This is a genomic window from Sphingomonas bacterium (assembly GCF_903642285.1).
In the GTDB taxonomy this organism is placed as follows: domain Bacteria; phylum Pseudomonadota; class Alphaproteobacteria; order Sphingomonadales; family Sphingomonadaceae; genus Sphingomonas.
On record NZ_CAHJWJ010000006.1, the window covers coordinates 32,579 to 50,028 of the forward strand.

Consider the following 17,450-nt stretch of genomic DNA (forward strand, 5'->3'; position numbering starts at 1 on the left):
CCAACGCCGGGGAGGACCCCTGGCCGGCTACCGGAGGCGGCGACCGACCGGGCGGTGTCGATGCGGCGAACCGTTGCTGAATGGTCGTCATGATCATCGGGGCGTATCCTGGTTCGGCAGCGGGAAGGCCAGTCGGAAGGTGAGCCCATGGGAATGCCATTCGCTCTCGCTGGTTCCCTTGAGTTCGTGTGCGACGCTCATCGCGATCATCTTGGAACCGAAGCCTCGGCGCTCGGGCGGCGTCAAGCCGACCAGGCCAGTCTCGGTCCAGTCCAGCGTCACACCATCTTCGCCAGCGCTCCAGACGATGACGATACGCCCGCCCGGGGCGGCGAGTGCGCCGTATTTGAGCGCATTGGTCAACAACTCGTGCAGCACCATGCTGACCGAGAGGAGATGCCGCGGCGGCAACAGCACCTCGTCGCCGGCGACGCCGATAGGAGGGTCGTCGCCACGCGAATAGTCGCCGACGAGGCTTTCGACGAGCGCCCCCAGCGAGGATCTGTCCCATGCGCCCGCCGTCAGTACCTCGTGCGCCCGCGCGAGCGATGACAGGCGGCCGTTGAACGCGGGGCCGAAGTCGGCCAGCGTCTCGGACGACCGCACCGTCTGGTGCGCGATGCCCGAGACGACGCCGAGCAGGTTCTTCACGCGGTGATTGAGCTCGCCGATCATCAGCTCCTGCCGCCGCGCTGCTTCGCGTCGCTCGGTTATGTCGCGCAGGAAGCCGAGGAAGACGGGCTCGCCGAACTGCTCCGTCTTGGTGATCGACAGCTCGACCGGCAGCTCGTGGCCGTCGCGGTGCAGCGCCTCGAGCTCGATATGCCGGTCCATCACGGGGCCCTCGCCGGTTGCGAGATAGTGCGCGAGCCCGCGCTCGTGCGCGTCGCGGAAGCGGGGCGGAATGATGAGCTCGCTCATCTTCCGCCCGAACGCATCGGCAAAGCTCCAGCCGAAGGTACGCTCGGCGACGTCGTTCCAACCGGCGACCGTGCCGTCGAGGCGCATCACCACCACGCCGTCGAGCGCCGTCCTGAGCACCGCGCCAAGCGAGGCGCTTTCGAGGTCATGCATGGGGGTCATCCTGCCATGGCGTACTCGCCCCATGCTCACCGGTCTACGACGTCGAGCACCAGGCTGCTAATGGAGGGATCGGCTAACGTGATCGAGCGACCGGAACCTGGGTGCCGAATATAGGCCCTCAACGCCGGCATCCGGGTCGTTCCCCTGCAAAGCTGCCGGGTGGCAAGAGCCTCAATTCATACCATCGCTGTAAGAAAGCGCGGGATACTCGCGATCCTCGCTTGACGATGGTGACCCCTACGGGAATCGAACCCGTGCTTCAGCCGTGAAAGGGCCGCGTCCTAACCGCTAGACGAAGGGGCCGTCAGCAGAGGCGCGTCCATATGGGGGGCGGGGGAAAGCGTCAAGGCTCGCCCCCGCCCCGCGTCAACTCAGGCGGCTTTTCGGCGCTCCGCCATTTCCGCATTGAGCATTTCCGCCAGCAGGAACGCCATTTCGAGGCTCTGGCTTGCGTTGAGGCGCGGGTCGCAATGCGTATGATAGCGGTCTGCGAGCGACTGTTCGGTCACATCGACCGCGCCGCCGGTGCATTCGGTGACGTTCTGCCCGGTCATCTCCGCATGGATGCCGCCGGCGTGCGTGCCCTCGGCACGGTGGACCGCGAAGAAGCCACGGACTTCGGCAAGGATGCGGTCGAACGGCCGCGTCTTGTAGCCGGTCACCGCCTTCACGGTGTTGCCGTGCATCGGGTCGCAGCTCCACACCACCGGATGCCCCTCGCGCGTCACCGCGCGCACGAGGCGGGGCAGCGCGGCCTCGATCTTGTCGTAGCCGTAGCGGGTGATGAGCGTCATCCGGCCGGGCGCGCGGTTCGGGTTGAGCGTGTCGAGCATCCGCAGCAGCGCGTCGGGATCGAGGCTCGGCCCGCATTTCACGCCGATCGGGTTGCCGATGCCGCGCAGGAACTCGACATGCGCGCTGCCTTCGAACCGGGTGCGATCGCCGATCCACAGGAAATGTGCCGACGTGTCATACCAGTCGCCGGTCAGCGAATCGCGTCGGGTCAGCGCCTGTTCGAACGGCAGCAGCAGCGCCTCGTGACTGGTGTAGAAACTGGTCTGCGCCAGTTGCGGCACCGTCTCGGGATCGATCCCGCAGGCGGCCATGAACTCCAGCGCCTCGCCGATCCGGTCCGCGGTCTCGCGGTAGCGCTTCGCCCAGGGGCTGGAGCCGAGGAAATCGTGCGTCCAGCGGTGGACCTGGTGAAGGTTCGCATAGCCGCCCTGCGCGAAGGCGCGCAGCAGGTTCAGCGTCGCGGCGGATTGCGAATAGGCGCGGATCATCCGCTGCGGATCGGGGCGACGCGATGCCCCGGTGAACGCGATGTCGTTGACGTTGTCGCCGCGGTAACTGGGCAGTTCGACGCCGTCGATCACCTCGGTCGGGGCGGAGCGCGGCTTGGCGAACTGGCCCGCCATCCGGCCGAGCTTCACGACGGGCAGCTTCGACGCATAGGTCAGGACGACCGCCATCTGCAGGATCACGCGGAACGTGTCGCGGATGTTGTTCGCGTTGTGCTCGGCGAAACTCTCCGCGCAGTCGCCGCCCTGGAGAAGGAACGCCTTCCCCGCCGCGACGTCCGCCAGATCACGCGTCAGGCTGCGCGCCTCGCCCGCGAAGACGAGCGGGGGGAAGGTGGACAGCGTGTCCGTCGCCGCGGTCAGCGCGGCGGCGTCGGGATAGTCGGGCTGCTGGCGCGCGTCGGCGTTCGTCCAGCTATCGGGGGCCCAGGTCGTGGCCATATCGGTCGTCCGGTCGTGAGAAGGAAGGCGGTTTCCTTGGGCGAAAACGGCTTCGCACGCAACGAAGCGCTGCTTGCTGTAGTATCTCAGCTTGAATTTAGGGCCTGAGCCGGTGGCATCCGGCCGCCGCCACCTATATGCTTGGCGGGAGCATGGAGCGCGGGCCTTATAAGGAAGCGAGCAACGTGAAGGAAAAGGCATGAAGCATCAACTCACGGCAACGCTGGCATGTATCATGTAGCGCGCGAGCTATCTCGCCGTGGATGGCACGTCATGCCTACCGTGCGAAACGCAAGGGGTGCGGACCTATACGCGGTTGGCGAAGACGAACAGAATGTCCGTGCTATTCAGTCAAAGGCCCTGTCTAAGAAAACGTCAGTCCCGCTAGGCGGCTCGTTAGATAATCTTCGTTCCCCCTGGTGGATTATCACTTTGTATGCGAACGAGCCGTCGCCCACTTGTTACGTCATGACGTTGGAAGAGGTTAAAGCTGCCGCATATGAAGGCAAAACCGGGGCGGCATCATACTGGCTTGAGGCCAAATCCTACATGCGAGAAGAATACGAAGAAAAATGGGAGCGATTAGGTAGGCCGGAAGCTGTCATCACTTCCTAATTTCAAACCGAACTATCCTTCTGGTCAGTATCCCTCGTCAAGATCTACCACGTTTATCATGGGCTTATCCGCGCGGTATGCGGCCAGGTTCTTGAGGAACAGGTCGGCGGCGCGGTGGAACATCTTGGTCTGGCTGCGGCCCGACAGGTGCATCGTGATGATGGCGTTCGGCGCATCCCATAACGGATGATCGGCGGGGAGCGGTTCGGGTTCGGTCGGGTCGAGGACCGCGCCCGCGATCGTCTTCGCGGTCAGCGCGGCGATCAGCGCGTCGTCGTCGATCATATCGCCACGCGCGATGTTGACGAGCCAGGCGGTGGATTTCATCGCCGTCAGTTCGGGTTCGCCGATCAGCGTCTTGGTCGCGTCGGTCGACGGCGCAGCGAGGATCACCCAGTCGTAATCGCCGAGCTTCGCCCGCCATTCGTCGGGCTTGAGCGTGCCGTCGCGGCCCGAACGCGTGACGCCGGTCACCGCGACGCCGAACCCCGCCAGCCTCTCACCGATCAACCGGCCGATCGAGCCGTAACCGATGACGAGCGCCTTCGTCTCGAACAACTCGATCCGGCCCGGTGCATATTCCAGCCAGTCGCGGCGATCCTGCGCCCGTACGACCTGATCGAACCGCTTCGCCGCGACCAGCACGCCCATCACCGCATATTCGGCGACCGCGATCGCGTTGATCCCAGCGCCGTTCGTGACGATCGTGCCACGCCGTGCCAGTGCGCCGAGATCGAGCGACTCCAACCCGGCGATCGCGGTGAACAGCCATTTGAGCTTGGCACCTGCGGCGACGGCTTCCCGGGTCAGCCCGTGCGGCGGCAGGTCGACCCAGGCGATGTCCGCATCGGCGATGGCGGCGACCGCCTCCTCCCGGCTTGCGACCCAGTGGACGTCGATGTCTTCGGGGAGGTGGGCATCGAGGAGCGAACGCGCGATAACGGGGAGGACGATCTTCATGGCGCCTTGTGGACCCGGTCGGGGAGGGGCGTCTAGGCTCCATTGCCTTCCGTAATGCCGGGCTCGTCCCGGCATCCAGTGCCGCGAGCGAAGCGCTTGTGGCATGGACCCCCGGACAAGCCCGGAGTGACGGACCGGAAACGACATATAAAGACATCTTTATATTTGATCTGTCGAACCCCGACGCCTATGTGGCAGGCTTCCGGCACGGGCACGCGGCCTGCCGATCATGCCTTCAGGAGACTTCCTCGTGGCCACCACGCTCGAGCGCGCGAAGACCGATTACGTCGTCGCCGACATCACCCTCGCCGATTTCGGTCGCGCGGAAATCAATATCGCAGAGACCGAGATGCCGGGCCTAATGGCGCTGCGCGAGGAGTTCGGCGCGTCGCAGCCGCTTAAAGGTGCGCGAATCACCGGGTCGCTCCACATGACGATCCAGACCGCGGTGCTGATCGAGACGCTGACCGCGCTGGGTGCGGACGTCCGCTGGGCGACGTGCAACATCTTCTCGACGCAGGACCATGCCGCCGCCGCGATCGCGGCGACGGGCGTGCCGGTGTTCGCGATCAAGGGCGAAACGCTGGCCGAGTATTGGGATTATGTCGGCGACATCTTCAACTGGGGCGCGGACGCCGACGGCGAGACCGCGAACATCATCCTCGACGACGGCGGGGACGCAACGATGTTCGCGCTGTGGGGCGCGAAGTTGGAAGCCGGCGCGACGCTGGGCGAGCCGGAGAACGACGAGGAAGTCGAGTTCCAGCGCGCGCTGAAGGCGTATATCGCCAAATATCCGGGCTATCTGACGCGCACCGTCAAGAACCTGAAGGGCGTGTCGGAAGAGACCACGACCGGCGTCCACCGCCTGTACGAGATCGCCAAGAAGGGCGAGCTGCCGTTCCCCGCGATCAACGTCAACGACTCTGTGACGAAGTCGAAGTTCGACAATCTCTACGGCTGCAAGGAATCACTGGTCGACGCGATCCGTCGCGCCACCGACGTGATGCTGGCCGGCAAGGTGGCCTGCGTCGCAGGCTTCGGTGACGTCGGCAAGGGCTCCGCGCAGTCGCTGCGCAACGGCGGCGCGCGCGTGATGGTGACCGAGGTCGATCCGATCTGCGCGTTGCAGGCGGCGATGGAAGGCTTCGAGGTCGTGACGATGGAAGAGGCGGTGCAGCGCGCCGATATCTTCGTGACGGCGACCGGCAATGCCGACGTCATCACCGCGGATCACATGAAGGCGATGAAGCCGATGAGCATCGTGTGCAACATCGGACACTTCGATTCGGAGATCCAGATCGCGGCGCTGTCCAACTACGCCTGGACCGAAGTGAAGCCGGGGACCGACCTGGTCAAGTTTCCCGACGGCAAGCAGATCATCATCCTGGCGAAAGGCCGCCTCGTAAACCTCGGCTGCGCGACGGGGCATCCCTCGTTCGTGATGTCGGCGAGCTTCACCAACCAGACGCTCGCGCAGATCGAGCTTTGGACCGCCGGCGAGAAATACAAGAACGAGGTGTACGTCCTGCCCAAGCATCTCGACGAGAAGGTCGCCGCGCTGCATCTGGAAAAACTTGGCGTGAAGCTGTCGCAGCTCACCCCGAAGCAGGCGGGCTATATCGGCGTGCCGGTCGAGGGGCCGTTCAAGCCGGATCATTATCGCTATTGATCGCATACCTCGTCATGCCGGGCTCGTCCCGGCATCCAGGGCAGCGGGCATATGGCTCGTGGCGCTGGATCCCGGGACGAGCCCGGGATGACGAAATGGAAAATTAAGGGCTCGGCCGGAAGGCCGGGTCCTTTCTCGTTCGTTACCCCACGAGGCAACATTTTTCCCTCCCCGGCGAAGGCCGGGGCCCAACGGCGAGGGGTCCAGTTGGCGAGTTCCTGCCCTTCCCAGGAGTCGGTCTGGAAGTGGGCCCCGGCCTTCGCCGGGGAGGGGATGGAATGGGGTGGTAGTGGACCATCAGCCCAATCCCAATTCCCACCCGCACCATATCGCTCTAGACCTACCGCGATGAACCGCCCGGACCTGCCGATATGATCCTGCTGGGAACCGCCGCCGCCATCGGGGCGGGGGTGGTGCTGTTCGTTGCGGTGGTCGGCGCGGGGGTCATGCTGTTCGTCGGTCTGCGCGCGCGCGCGGAAGCGGCCGCCGTCGCGGCGGACAATTCCCGGCTCGATGCGATGCTTCGCGCCGCGCCCGCGCTCGCCACCATCGTCCGCGCGGACGGGCGGGTCGAGATGCCGCAGCGGATGGCGGACTGGCTCGGGCTGGCCGCCGCGCCGGTGGCACTCCGCGAACTGGCGCAGGGCAATGCCGGGCTTACGCCGGAAGACGCCGCCACGGTCGCCGGCGAGGTCGCGGCGGCGCAGCGAACCGGCAAGAGCTTCGTCCGCGCGGTTCGCCCGATCGGATCGGCGCGCGCGATCACCTTGCGCGGGCAGCGTGCGCCGAGCGCGATGGCCAGCGCGGGGGGCGTCGTCATCTGGGCGTTCGACGCGACCGACAGCGAAACCGAGATCGCGCGATTGTCCGCGGACAATGTCCGGCTGGAGACCGCGTTCGATGCGCTGACCGGGCTGATCGAGGCGGCACCGATGCCGATGTGGTACCGCGAACCCGACCTGAAACTGTCGATGGTGAACTCTGCCTATGTCGAGGCGGTCGAGGGGCGCGGTTCGGCGGATGTCGTCGCGCGGCAGCTGGAACTGGTCGAGGGATCGGGGCGCGGCGGGCCGCTGGCGGGGGCGTCGGCGGCGCGCGAGGAAGGACGGCCGCACGACCAGATCGTGCCGGTCACCATCGCCGGTGCCAGGCGATCGCTGCATGTGTTCGACGTGCCGCTGCCGACCGGCGGGATCGCGGGCTTCGCGGTCGACATCCAGGAACTGGAACAGGCGCGGTCGGGTGCGAAGCGGTTCGCAGAGGCGCAACGGGCGATGCTCGACCGCCTGTCCGCAGGCGTCGCGCAATTCGGCGAGGACCGCGCGCTCGTCTTCTGCAACCAGCCGTTCCGCCGCATGTTCGCGATGCGAAGCGAATGGCTGTCCGACCGCCCGGCGTTCGAACGCATTCTGGAACGGATGCGCGAGGCGAACCGTCTGCCCGAAGTGCGCGATTTCCCCGGCTGGAAGGCGGAGCGGCGCGACTGGTTCCTGCCTGCCGATGAGGCGACCGAGGAGCAATGGCATCTGCCCGGCGGCACGCATCTCCGGGTCGTCGCGCAGCCGCTGCCCGATGGCGGGTTGCTGCTGATCTTCGAGGATCGGACCGAGCAGGTGCAGCTCGCCAGCGCGCGCGACACGCTGCTCCGGGTTCGTACCGCGACGTTCGACAATCTGTTCGAGGCGTTGGGGGTCTTTGCGGCGGACGGGCGGCTGCAGCTGTGGAACAACCGGCTGCGCGCGATCTGGGGGTTCGAGGAGGAGTTCCTGGCCAGCCATCCGCGCGTCGATGCCTTTGCGGAGGCCGCGGCGGCCAAGCTCGCGACGCCCAACCGTTCGCAGCTGATCCCCGAGCTCGTACGGTCCGCGACCACCGAGCGGCAGCAGCGCGGCGGTCGCGTGGCGTTCGCGGACGGGCGCCATTTCGAATTTGCCGCGGTGCCGCTGCCCGACGGCAACGCGCTGTTCACGATGCTCGACATCACCGACAGCCGGCGTGCGGAGCAGGCGCTGCGCGATCGCAACGCGGCGCTTGAGGCGACCGACCGGGTCAAGACGCAGTTCGTCGCCAACATGTCCTACGAACTGCGCACGCCGCTGACGTCGATCGGCGGGTTCGCGGACATGCTGCATGGCGGCTATGCGGGCAAATTGACGAAACAGGCGGACGACTATGTCGAGGCGATCCTTGAGTCGGTGGAGCGGCTCGGGCTGCTGGTCGACGACGTGCTCGACCTGACCGAAGGCGTGGAGGGCGATGGCGGGATTGCGCGGGTCGATGTCGACATGGCCATGGTCGCGCAGGGTGCCGCGGACCGGGTTCGGCCGGCGGCGGAGCGGCGGCGGCTGGACTTCGCGATCGAGGTCGCGCGCTCGGCCGGGCGCGTGCAGGGCGACGCGCGGCGGTTGCGCGAGGTTGTGGAGCATCTGCTTCGCCACGCGATCGAGGCGACGCCCGAGGGCGGCCGGATCCTGCTCCATGTCGACGGCAATGCGACGCGGGCGCGGGTCGTCGTGTCGGATGACGGGCCGGGAATGGATGCCGCGAGCGCCGCCACCGCGTTCGACCGTTTCGCCGAGCCGGGGATCAAGCCGACGGGGGGTCGAGCGTTGGGGCTTGGCCTGCCGCTGGCGAAGCAATTCGTCGAAGCGCATGGCGGGACGATCGGACTGGTCTCCGAACCGGGGGAGGGAACGCTGGTGACGGTCGACCTGCCGCGGCGATGATGGCGGGTCGGGTTCCTGTCCTCACCCTTCCGGCGCTTCGCGCCTCCCTCCCTCTCCGAGCGGGAGAGGGAAAAGACGCCGAAGGCGGCGAAGGGTGAGGACAGTGCACCTAGCCGACGCCACCGCCACCGAAGCCTTCGGCACCTCGCTCGCCCCGATCGTCCGCGCAGGCGACGTCATCACCCTCGAAGGCCCGCTCGGTGCCGGCAAGACCAGCATCGCGCGCGGGCTTCTTGCCGCGCTCGGCCTGACGGGCGAAGCACCGAGTCCGAGCTTCGCGATCGTCCAGCCCTATGCCCCGCCCGAGGTACGTCTGCCGGTGCTTCACGTCGATCTCTACCGCGTCGAGGATCCCGGTGAGCTCGAGGAACTGGGGCTCGACGAGGCGCTGGACGACTCGTTGCTCCTCGTCGAATGGCCCGACCGCGCTGGTCCGGACGCATGGCCGGGTGCCTTGGCGCTGCGTCTCGATTTCGCCCCCGACGGCGCTCGCATCTTGACTATCACGGCACCCCCGGCATGGCAGCGGAGATGGCCGACATGACCCCGCCGGCGGATGCGCCCGCCTTTCTGGCCGTGCACGGCTGGGCAGGGGCGAGCATCGCGCCGCTCGCGGGCGATGCCTCGTTCCGGCGGTATTTCCGCGTGACCGACGGCACGCGCCGGGCGGTCCTGATGGACGCGCCGCCGCCGCACGAGGATCCGCGGCCGTTCCTTTCGGTCGGAACCTGGCTGTCGGAACGCGGTTTCCGATCGCCCGCGATCCTGGCCGCGGATGTCGAGCGCGGGCTGGTCCTGATCGAGGATTTCGGCGACGACCGGATGCGCGAAGCCGCGGATGCGTCGGTCGATGCGCAGATGCCGCTCTATACCGCGGCGGTCGACATACTGGTCGCGCTCCGATCGCATTCCGCTGGGCCGTTCGCCCCCTATGACCGCGCGGTGCTCGCGCGAGAGGCGGCGTTGTTCGTCGAATGGTATTGCCCCGCTGTCGGAATAGAGGCGGATGCGGACGCGTATCTCGCCGCCTGGGATCAGGTCTTCGCTCACGCGCTGGCACCCGACCCCGTGACCGTATTGCGCGACTATCATGCCGAGAACCTGATGCTCGTGGGGGCGGAGCGAGCGATCGGCCTGCTCGATTTCCAGGACGCGCTGGCGGGGCATCCGGCCTATGATCTCGTGTCGTTGCTGCAGGATGCGCGACGCGACGTCGATCCGTCGATCGAAGCGGCGATGATCGCGCGCTACCGCATGGCGACGGCCGCGGGGGAGGACTTCATGGGCGCGTATCACGTGCTCGGCGCGCAGCGGAACGCGAAGATCCTCGGCATCTTCACGCGACTGTGGAAGCGCGACGGCAAGCCGCGCTACGCGGCGCTCTGCCCGCGTGTCTGGGCCTATCTGGAGCGCGATCTGTCGCAGCCCGTGCTCGCCCCCGTCGCCGCCTGGTTCGATGCGCATATCCCGCCAGAATGGCGCGGCGATCCGGCGATGCTGGCGGCATGACTCGCCTGCGGAGCATCCGGCCGGCACCGGGCGGCACCGTGCCCAGAACCGCGATGGTGATGGCGGCCGGGATCGGCAAGCGGATGCGCCCGTTGACCGCGACCCGGCCCAAGCCGCTGGTGGAGGTCGCGGGCAAGGCGCTGATCGATCACGTCCTCGATCGGTTGCGCACGGCGGGGGTCGAGCGCGTGATCGTCAACGTGCATTATCTGGCGGACGCGCTCGAGGCGCATCTCGGGCGGCACGCCGACGGGCTGGAGATCGTGATATCGGACGAACGCGGCGCGTTGCTGGAAACGGGCGGGGGATTGGTGAAGGCGCGCGACCTGTTCGCCGACGAACCGCTGCTGGTCGTCAACAGCGACAATCTCTGGCTCGACGGGCCGGTCGACGCGATCCGGCTGCTCGCGTCGCGCTGGGACGATATGACGATGGATGCGCTGCTGCTCGTCGTACCGCTGGCGCGGGCGCACAATCACACCGGTTCGGGCGATTTCCACCTCGCGCCCGACGGCCGGATCACCGCGCGTCGCGAGCCCGGGCGGGTCGCGCCGTTCACCTATACCGGCGTGCAGATCGTCCATCCGCGGCTGATCGTCGACTGGCCCGAGGGTGCGTTTTCGACCAACCTGTTCTGGGACCGCGCGGTCGCGGCGGGACTCGCTTATGGGCAGGTCCATCAGGGGCTGTGGTTCGACGTCGGGACGCCGGCTGCGATCGCGAAGACCGAGGCGCTGCTCGCCGATGGCTGAGCCGCGCTCGCCGCGTATCTATACGATCCCTGCGCACCGGTCGTTCGCGGATGCGCTCGTCGCCGGGTTGATGCGCGGGATCGATCGCGCCGATCCGACCGCGCTTGCCCGCGGCCTGATCCTGCTGCCCAACAATCGCGGCGTTCGTGCAGTGACCGATGCGTTCGTGCGCGCAAGCGGTGGGGCGCTGCTGTTGCCGCGGCTGGTGGCGCTTGGCGATCCGGATCTCGGCGAGGCGGTCGGGGTCGCGCTCGACCCCGTCGATGCACCGTCGCCCCCATTGCCCGCCGTCGCGCCGTTTAGGCGCCGGATGATCCTGGCGCGGCTGATCGCGGAGGAGCGTGCGCGCACGGGCCGTTCCGTCGATGCGGGCGAGGCGGTGCGGCTGGCGGGCGAATTGGCGCGGACGCTGGACCAGTTGCTGGTCGAGGATGTCCCGCCGGCCCGGCTGCGCGATATCGAACTCGGCCCCGAACTGGCGGTGCACTGGGAGCGTTCGCTCGATCTGTTCCGCGTGGTCCTCGATCGCTGGCCGGCCGAGCTGGCAGCGCTCGGACGGATAGACGCGGCCGCGCGGCGGGGTGCCTTGCTCGACCGGCTGGCGGAGCGTTGGCGTGCCGATCCGCCGCAGACGTTCGTGTGTGCCGCTGCGATCACCGACACCGCGCCCGCGGTCGCGCGGCTGCTGCGTTGCGTCGCGCGACTGCCGCGGGGGCAGGTGGTATTCGCCGGGCTGGATACGGCGATGCCCGACACGGAGTGGGATGCACTCGGTCCGCATACGCCCGACCCGGTCACCGGCCGGCGGCGGCGGTCGATCGAGACGCATCCGCAATATCAGGGCAAGCTGCTGCTCGACCGGATCGGCGTCGCGCGCACCGAAGTGCGGGGCTGGCGCGGCGCCTCGGACGGTCCCGACGCACCGCCGGCGCGCGCGCGCGCGATCGCCAATGCGCTGGCACCGGCCGAATTCACCGCCAGATGGACCGACCTGCGCGCCGAGGATCGGCGGTTGGCGGGGGTATCGGTCGCCGAGTTCGCAACGCCGGCGGACGAAGCGCAAGGGATCGCGCTGGCGCTTCGCGAGGCGCTGGAGGTGCCGGGGCGGACCGCGGCGCTGGTCACGCCCGATCGCGGATTGGCGAACCGGGTCGCCGCGCATCTGGGCCGCTGGGGCATCGCGATCGACGATTCCGCCGGGCGGCCGCTCGCATTGCTGCCGCCGGGGACGCTGCTGCTCGACATCGCCGAAGCGGCAGCGCAGCGGTTCGCGCCGCTCGCGCTGCTCGCCTTGCTCAAGCATCCGCTGGTGACCGGCGGGGGTGAGCGGCTGGCGTGGCTCGACGGGGTACGCTGGCTCGACCGGGCGCTGCGCGGACCGCGACCATCGCCGGGACTCGCGGGCGTAAGCGCGCATCTGGAGGACGCACGCGCGCCGGAGGCGCTGCGCGACTGGTGGCGCACCGCTGCCGCGCTGCTCGTGCCGGTCGAGGCGATGGCGGCAACCGGCCCGCAACCGCTCGCGCCGATGATCGCGGTCCTTCGCGAAACCGCGGATGCCTTGTGCGGCGATGCGATCTGGTCGGGCGTCGCCGGGCGCGAGGCTTCGGCATTCCTTGCCGATCTGGAGGCGGAGGCACCGGCGGGACCGTACTCGGCCGAACCGGAAGGATTGGCACCGCTGCTGCGGACGCTGCTCGACGAGACCGCGGTCCGTGTGCAGCGCGGCGGGCCGCCGCGGCTCGCGATCTACGGGCTGATCGAGGCGCGGTTGCAGGCAGCCGACCTGGTGGTGCTTGGTGGCCTGAACGAGGGGACCTGGCCGAACGCACCCGCGCCCGATCCGTGGCTCGCGCCGCGTATTCGCGACGTGCTCGGCCTGCCGGGGCTGGAGCGGCGGATCGGCGCGGCGGCGCATGATTTCGCGCAAGGGCTGGGGGCACCGCAGGTCATGGTCACGCGCGCGCGGCGGAGCGGGACGTCGCCGGCGATCGCGTCGCGCTTCTGGCTGCGGCTGGCGGCGATGGCCGGCGACCGGTTCGAGCGGGCGACGATGATCGAGGGCTGGACGCGGACGCTGGATGATCCACCCGGGCACGCGCCGGCGGATCGCCCCGCGCCGGTGCCGCCGGCCGCGTCGCGCCCGACCGCCATATCGGTGACCGAGGTCGATCGGCTGAAGGCCGACCCCTATGCCTTCTACGCGCGTCGGGTGCTGCGGCTGATGCCGCTCGACCCGGTCGATGCCGACCCGAGCGCGGCGTGGCGGGGCGTCGCGGTCCACGACATTCTCGAGCAATGGTGGGCGAAGGATGCCTGCGCGGTGGACAAGCTCGCCGACCGCGCGCGCGCGATGCTGGCGGACGAGCGGACTCACCCGATGATGCGCGCACTGTGGCAGCCGCGACTGATGGAGGCGATCGACTGGATCGCGGCCCGACTGACGCAGGACGCGCAGGACGGCCGCAGCGTCTTGTCGGCGGAAGGGAAGGGGAAGATCGAGATCGCCGGGGTGACCTTGTCGGGCCGTTACGACCGGATCGACCGGCTTGCCGACGGCGGCATCGGCATCGTCGACTACAAGACCGGCAAGCCGCCCTCCGCCACCGCGGTGCGCGCCGGGTTCAGTCTGCAATTGGGACTGCTCGGCCTGATCGCGGAGCGCGGCGGGTTCCCCGGGATCGCCGGCACCGCAGCGGCGTATGAATATTGGTCGCTGGCCAAGAAGAAGGAGGCGTTCGGCTATGTCGACAGCCCGGTCGACCCGACCGGCGCGCGGGACAAGATCCGGACCGCGGATTTCGCAGGGATCGCCGCGGCGAATTTCGTCGCAGCGGTGGGGAAATGGCTGACCGGCAGCGAGCCCTTCACCGCCAAGCTGGTACCGGAATATGCGCCCTATGCCGAATATGACCAGCTGATGCGCCGCGACGAATGGTACGGTCGTGAGCGCTGATCCGCATCGCCCGCTGCCGCCGCTGAAGGGGGGGCAGGCCGCGGCCAGCGATCCGGGCACCCATGTCTGGCTGTCCGCTTCGGCCGGAACCGGCAAGACGCAGGTGCTGGCGGCGCGGGTGTTCCGCCTGCTGCTGAAAGGGACCGATCCGGCGGCGATCCTGTGCCTGACCTTCACCAAGGCGGGTGCAGCGGAGATGACCCAGCGGATCGCCGGGCGACTTGCGGCGTGGGTGCGGATGCCCGGGCCGATGCTCGCGCGCGACCTGGACGCGCTGGGCGAACGCCCGACCGCCGAGCTTCAGGCCCGCGCGCGGACGCTCTTCGCCAAGGTCCTCGATGCGCGTGGCGGCGGGGTACGTATCCAGACGATCCACGGTTTCTGCCAGGGGATGCTCGCGGCATTTCCGCTCGAGGCGGGGATCGTCCCCGGCTTCCGCCCGCTGGAACCGCGCGAGGAGGCGCTGCTGGCGCGCGAGACGCTTGCCGGCATGCTGGCGGATGCGGAGCGGGAAGGTCGCGCAGGGCCGGTCGAGACGATCGGGCGACTGAGCGTCCGGCTGGGCGAGGGCGGCGCGGAAAGTTTCCTGCTCGACTGCGCGCGGGCCGGTCCTGCGCTCGAGGCCTTGCCAAGCGGTATCCGGCCATGGCTGCGCGGTGCGCTGGAATTGCCCTCGGGCGATATCGACGAGGCGATGGCGGCGGGCTGCGACGACGATTCGATCGATGCCGAGACGCTGCACGTCGTGGCCGGGCTGAACCGCGACTGGGGGACGAAGCATGGGCTCGCCCGGGCCGATACGGTCGCCGCCTGGCTCGCACGCAGCCCGGCCGACCGGGTGGCGACGCTTGCCGACCTGCATCTCGTATGGGCGCGGGCCGATGGCGGCCTGCGGTCCTTCGCCAAGGGGCAGGCACCGGTCCATATCGACTATGCCGACATGGCGACCGCGATGCACGGGCATTGCGCGGCACTGCTGTCGCTCGCGATCCGTGCCGCTTATGCCGACCTTCTCGCCGACGCGCTGATCGTCGGGCGCGATTATGCGCGCGCCTATGCCGCGGCGAAGCGCCGATCCGGGACGGTCGATTTCGACGATCTGATCGCGACCACCGTCGCGTTGCTCGCGCAGCCGGGGATCGGCGAATGGGTGCGCTTCAAGCTCGATCAGGCGACCGAGCATGTCCTGATCGACGAGGCGCAGGATACGAACCTCAACCAGTGGCGGATCGTGCAGGCGCTGTCGGAGGAATTCTTCGTCGGCCGCGGCATCTACGCGCCGTCGACACGGACGCTGTTCACGGTCGGCGACTATAAGCAGGCGATCTACGGGTTTCAGGGGACGGACCCGATCAATTTCGCCTGGGCGGAGCGGCGTTTCGCCGGGCAGGCGGCGCTTGCGCTCGGCGATGACGACACGCCGCCCGAGGATCGCGGGCTGCCGTTCCAGCAGCTCGTCCTTACGCATTCGTTTCGCTCCACCCGCGCGGTCCTCGAATTCGTCGATGCCGCGATCGATGCGATCCCCGCGCCGGGATTGGGCGAGATCGCCGTCATCGACGCGCATGCCAGCGAAGTGCCTGGCCCGGGGACGGTGACGCTCTGGCCTCCCGTCGTGGTCGGCGGAAGTGACGGCGACGAGGAGGACTGGATCGACGACGCGGTGCGCAAGCTTGCGATCGATATCGCCCGCGCGATCAAGCGATGGCTTGACGACGGGCTGATGCTGGAAAGCAAGGGGCGGCGGCTGCGGCCCGAGGATATCATGATTCTCGTCAAGCGGCGCGGCGACCTGGCTTCGCTCGTCGTCGCAAGGTTATATGCGGAAGGCGTGCCGGTCGCAGGCGTCGACCGGTTGCGGCTCAACGCGCCGCTGGCGGTGCAGGATCTGCTCGCCGCGATCCGGTTCGTGCTTCAGCCGGAGGACGATCTCAGCCTGGCGAGTTTGCTCGTATCGCCGTTGATCGGCTGGACGCAGGAGGAACTGATGGCGGCGGCGCCCCGCGCCGGGGGCAGCCTGTGGCGGCACCTGCGCGATACGCAGAGCGACGACCGGCTCGCGCCGCTGCGGGCGATGCTGGCGCGGGCGGATGTGACCACGCCGTACCGGTTCCTCGAGGATATCCTGTCCGGCGCGCTCGACGGGCGGCGCAAGCTCGTTCACCGGCTTGGCGCGGAGGCGCGCGATCCGATCGAGGAATTGCTGGCCGCCGCGCTCGATTTCGAGGTCGCGACCACGCCGTCGCTGCAACGCTTCCTCGACTGGTTCGACCGCGGCGATGTCGACATCGTCCGCGATCCGTCGCAGCCGCTCGATGCGGTGCGGGTGATGACCGCGCACGGCGCGAAGGGATTGCAGGCACCGTTGGTCATCCTGGCGGACGCGACCGTCGATCCCGCCAAATCGCCGCGATCGGTCCTGCGCTGGACGCCCGACGGGATGGACGCCCCGATCCCCGTGTTCCGGCCGCGCGCGTCGGAGCGGGGCGGTCCGCTGGACGACGCCATGACGGCAGCCGAAGCGCGCGACCTCGCGGAGCATTGGCGGCTGTTCTACGTCGCGTCGACACGCGCGGAGGAGCGGTTGGTCATCGCCGGGTCGCTCGGGCCGAGAGCGGGAGGGTTACCGCCGGTGTCGAGCTGGTACGCCGCCGCGGATCGCGCGCTGACCGCATTGGGCGTGACGGGCGAGGGGGAGCGGGTGTTCGTCGGCCGGACGCCGCAACCGCCGGTCCGGATCGACGACCGGCGGGCCACGGCCCCGGATGCGCGCGCGATGCTTCCCGAATGGGTCCGGCGTGCACCGCCCGCCGACCCGCGCCCCTCGCGACCGCTGACGCCATCGTCGCTCGGGGAGGACGCGACGTCGGATCCGCCGCCGACCGTCGCGATGCAGGCTGCGGCCGAGCGCGGCCGGCTGGTCCACGCGCTGTTCGAACGCCTGCCTCCGGTCGCGCCCGATGCGCGCCGCGCCGCCGCCGATCGTTGGCTGCAGGAGGCGGGAGGGGTCGCCGATCGCGGCACGCGCGCAGCGATCGTCGACGGGGTGCTGTCGGTGATCGAGGACGCACGCTTCGCCGCGATGTTCGCGCCGGATGCGCTTGCCGAGGTGCCGATCGCGGCGACCTTGCCGGATGGAACCGTCGTGTCGGGGACGGTCGACCGGCTGCTCGTCGCGCCCGACCTGGTGCACGTCGTCGATTTCAAGACCGGGCGGCGGGTTCCGGCGGGGCTGGCCGACGTGCCCGAATTCCATGTGCGGCAGATGGCGGCCTATGTCGCGGCGCTGGAAGTGATCTTCCCGGGGCGGCGGGTCGAGGCGACGTTGGTCTACACCGCGGGGCCGATGCCGATCCCGTTGCCGCCCGATCTGCTGGCCGCGAACAAGCCCGCCTTGCGCGCGACCGAGCAAAGCTTGGCCGATGGCGCTTGAGG

The 17,450-nt window shown here is 68.7% G+C and carries 10 protein-coding genes and 1 tRNA gene; 7 read left to right on the forward strand and 4 right to left on the reverse strand.

Annotated features, from left to right (window positions below; all coding sequences use genetic code 11):
• Positions 1-93: 93 nt before the first annotated feature.
• From HUU99_RS04560 to HUU99_RS04575, 4 genes are all read right to left on the reverse strand, one after another.
• A complete protein-coding gene (locus HUU99_RS04560) occupies positions 94-1,074 on the reverse strand; it encodes a sensor histidine kinase (RefSeq protein WP_174285398.1) in 981 nt (326 codons plus the stop codon).
• 237 nt (positions 1,075-1,311) lie between these two features.
• A tRNA-Glu gene (locus HUU99_RS04565) sits at positions 1,312-1,386 on the reverse strand.
• 68 nt (positions 1,387-1,454) lie between these two features.
• The gene (locus HUU99_RS04570; RefSeq protein WP_174285399.1) at positions 1,455-2,825 is read right to left on the reverse strand and encodes a class II 3-deoxy-7-phosphoheptulonate synthase; all 1,371 of its coding nucleotides are present in this window, start codon (positions 2,823-2,825) and stop codon (positions 1,455-1,457) included.
• 639 nt (positions 2,826-3,464) lie between these two features.
• The gene (locus tag HUU99_RS04575) at positions 3,465-4,400 is read right to left on the reverse strand and encodes a D-2-hydroxyacid dehydrogenase (protein ID WP_174285400.1); all 936 of its coding nucleotides are present in this window, start codon (positions 4,398-4,400) and stop codon (positions 3,465-3,467) included.
• 229 nt (positions 4,401-4,629) lie between these two features.
• On the opposite strand from HUU99_RS04575, the gene ahcY reads away from it, so the two are divergent.
• The 7 genes from ahcY (at position 4,630) to addA (ending at position 17,448) form a co-directional block, all read left to right on the forward strand.
• Complete coding sequence (gene ahcY / locus HUU99_RS04580; protein ID WP_174285401.1) at positions 4,630-6,072, forward strand: adenosylhomocysteinase; 1,443 nt, start codon at positions 4,630-4,632, stop codon at positions 6,070-6,072.
• 371 nt (positions 6,073-6,443) lie between these two features.
• Positions 6,444-8,798 (forward strand): sensor histidine kinase, encoded by a 2,355-nt coding sequence (locus HUU99_RS04585; protein ID WP_174285402.1) that lies wholly within the window; start codon positions 6,444-6,446, stop codon positions 8,796-8,798.
• A gap of 103 nt (positions 8,799-8,901) precedes the next feature.
• Positions 8,902-9,342 carry a tRNA (adenosine(37)-N6)-threonylcarbamoyltransferase complex ATPase subunit type 1 TsaE gene (gene tsaE, locus HUU99_RS04590; RefSeq protein ID WP_174285403.1) on the forward strand — a complete coding sequence of 147 codons (441 nt, stop codon included), beginning with the start codon at positions 8,902-8,904 and terminating at the stop codon, positions 9,340-9,342.
• Entirely contained in the window at positions 9,339-10,307 is a 969-nt protein-coding gene (locus tag HUU99_RS04595; RefSeq protein WP_174285404.1) for an aminoglycoside phosphotransferase family protein, read from the forward strand. Before tsaE ends, HUU99_RS04595 begins: the two co-directional genes overlap by 4 nt.
• Complete coding sequence (locus tag HUU99_RS04600) at positions 10,304-11,059, forward strand: nucleotidyltransferase family protein (protein ID WP_174285405.1); 756 nt, start codon at positions 10,304-10,306, stop codon at positions 11,057-11,059. Before HUU99_RS04595 ends, HUU99_RS04600 begins: the two co-directional genes overlap by 4 nt.
• Positions 11,052-14,015, forward strand: a complete 2,964-nt coding sequence (gene addB / locus HUU99_RS04605) for a double-strand break repair protein AddB (protein WP_174285406.1) — start codon at positions 11,052-11,054, stop codon at positions 14,013-14,015. The genes HUU99_RS04600 and addB overlap by 8 nt, the downstream gene beginning before the upstream one ends.
• On the forward strand, positions 14,005-17,448 hold the full coding sequence (addA, locus tag HUU99_RS04610; protein WP_174285407.1) for a double-strand break repair helicase AddA: 3,444 nt from the start codon (positions 14,005-14,007) through the stop codon (positions 17,446-17,448). The genes addB and addA overlap by 11 nt, the downstream gene beginning before the upstream one ends.
• The last annotated feature ends 2 nt before the right edge of the window (positions 17,449-17,450 follow it).

Excerpts from the sequence above, each read along its gene's own strand:
- HUU99_RS04560 (WP_174285398.1), bottom strand. The coding sequence starts at position 1,074 with ATGCATGACCTCGAAAGCGCCTCGCTTGGCGCGGTGCTCAGGACGGCG.
- HUU99_RS04570 (WP_174285399.1), bottom strand. The coding sequence starts at position 2,825 with ATGGCCACGACCTGGGCCCCCGATAGCTGGACGAACGCCGACGCGCGC.
- HUU99_RS04575 (WP_174285400.1), bottom strand. The coding sequence starts at position 4,400 with ATGAAGATCGTCCTCCCCGTTATCGCGCGTTCGCTCCTCGATGCCCAC.
- ahcY (WP_174285401.1), top strand. The coding sequence starts at position 4,630 with ATGCCTTCAGGAGACTTCCTCGTGGCCACCACGCTCGAGCGCGCGAAG.
- HUU99_RS04585 (WP_174285402.1), top strand. The coding sequence starts at position 6,444 with ATGATCCTGCTGGGAACCGCCGCCGCCATCGGGGCGGGGGTGGTGCTG.
- HUU99_RS04595 (WP_174285404.1), top strand. The coding sequence starts at position 9,339 with ATGACCCCGCCGGCGGATGCGCCCGCCTTTCTGGCCGTGCACGGCTGG.
- HUU99_RS04600 (WP_174285405.1), top strand. The coding sequence starts at position 10,304 with ATGACTCGCCTGCGGAGCATCCGGCCGGCACCGGGCGGCACCGTGCCC.
- addB (WP_174285406.1), top strand. The coding sequence starts at position 11,052 with ATGGCTGAGCCGCGCTCGCCGCGTATCTATACGATCCCTGCGCACCGG.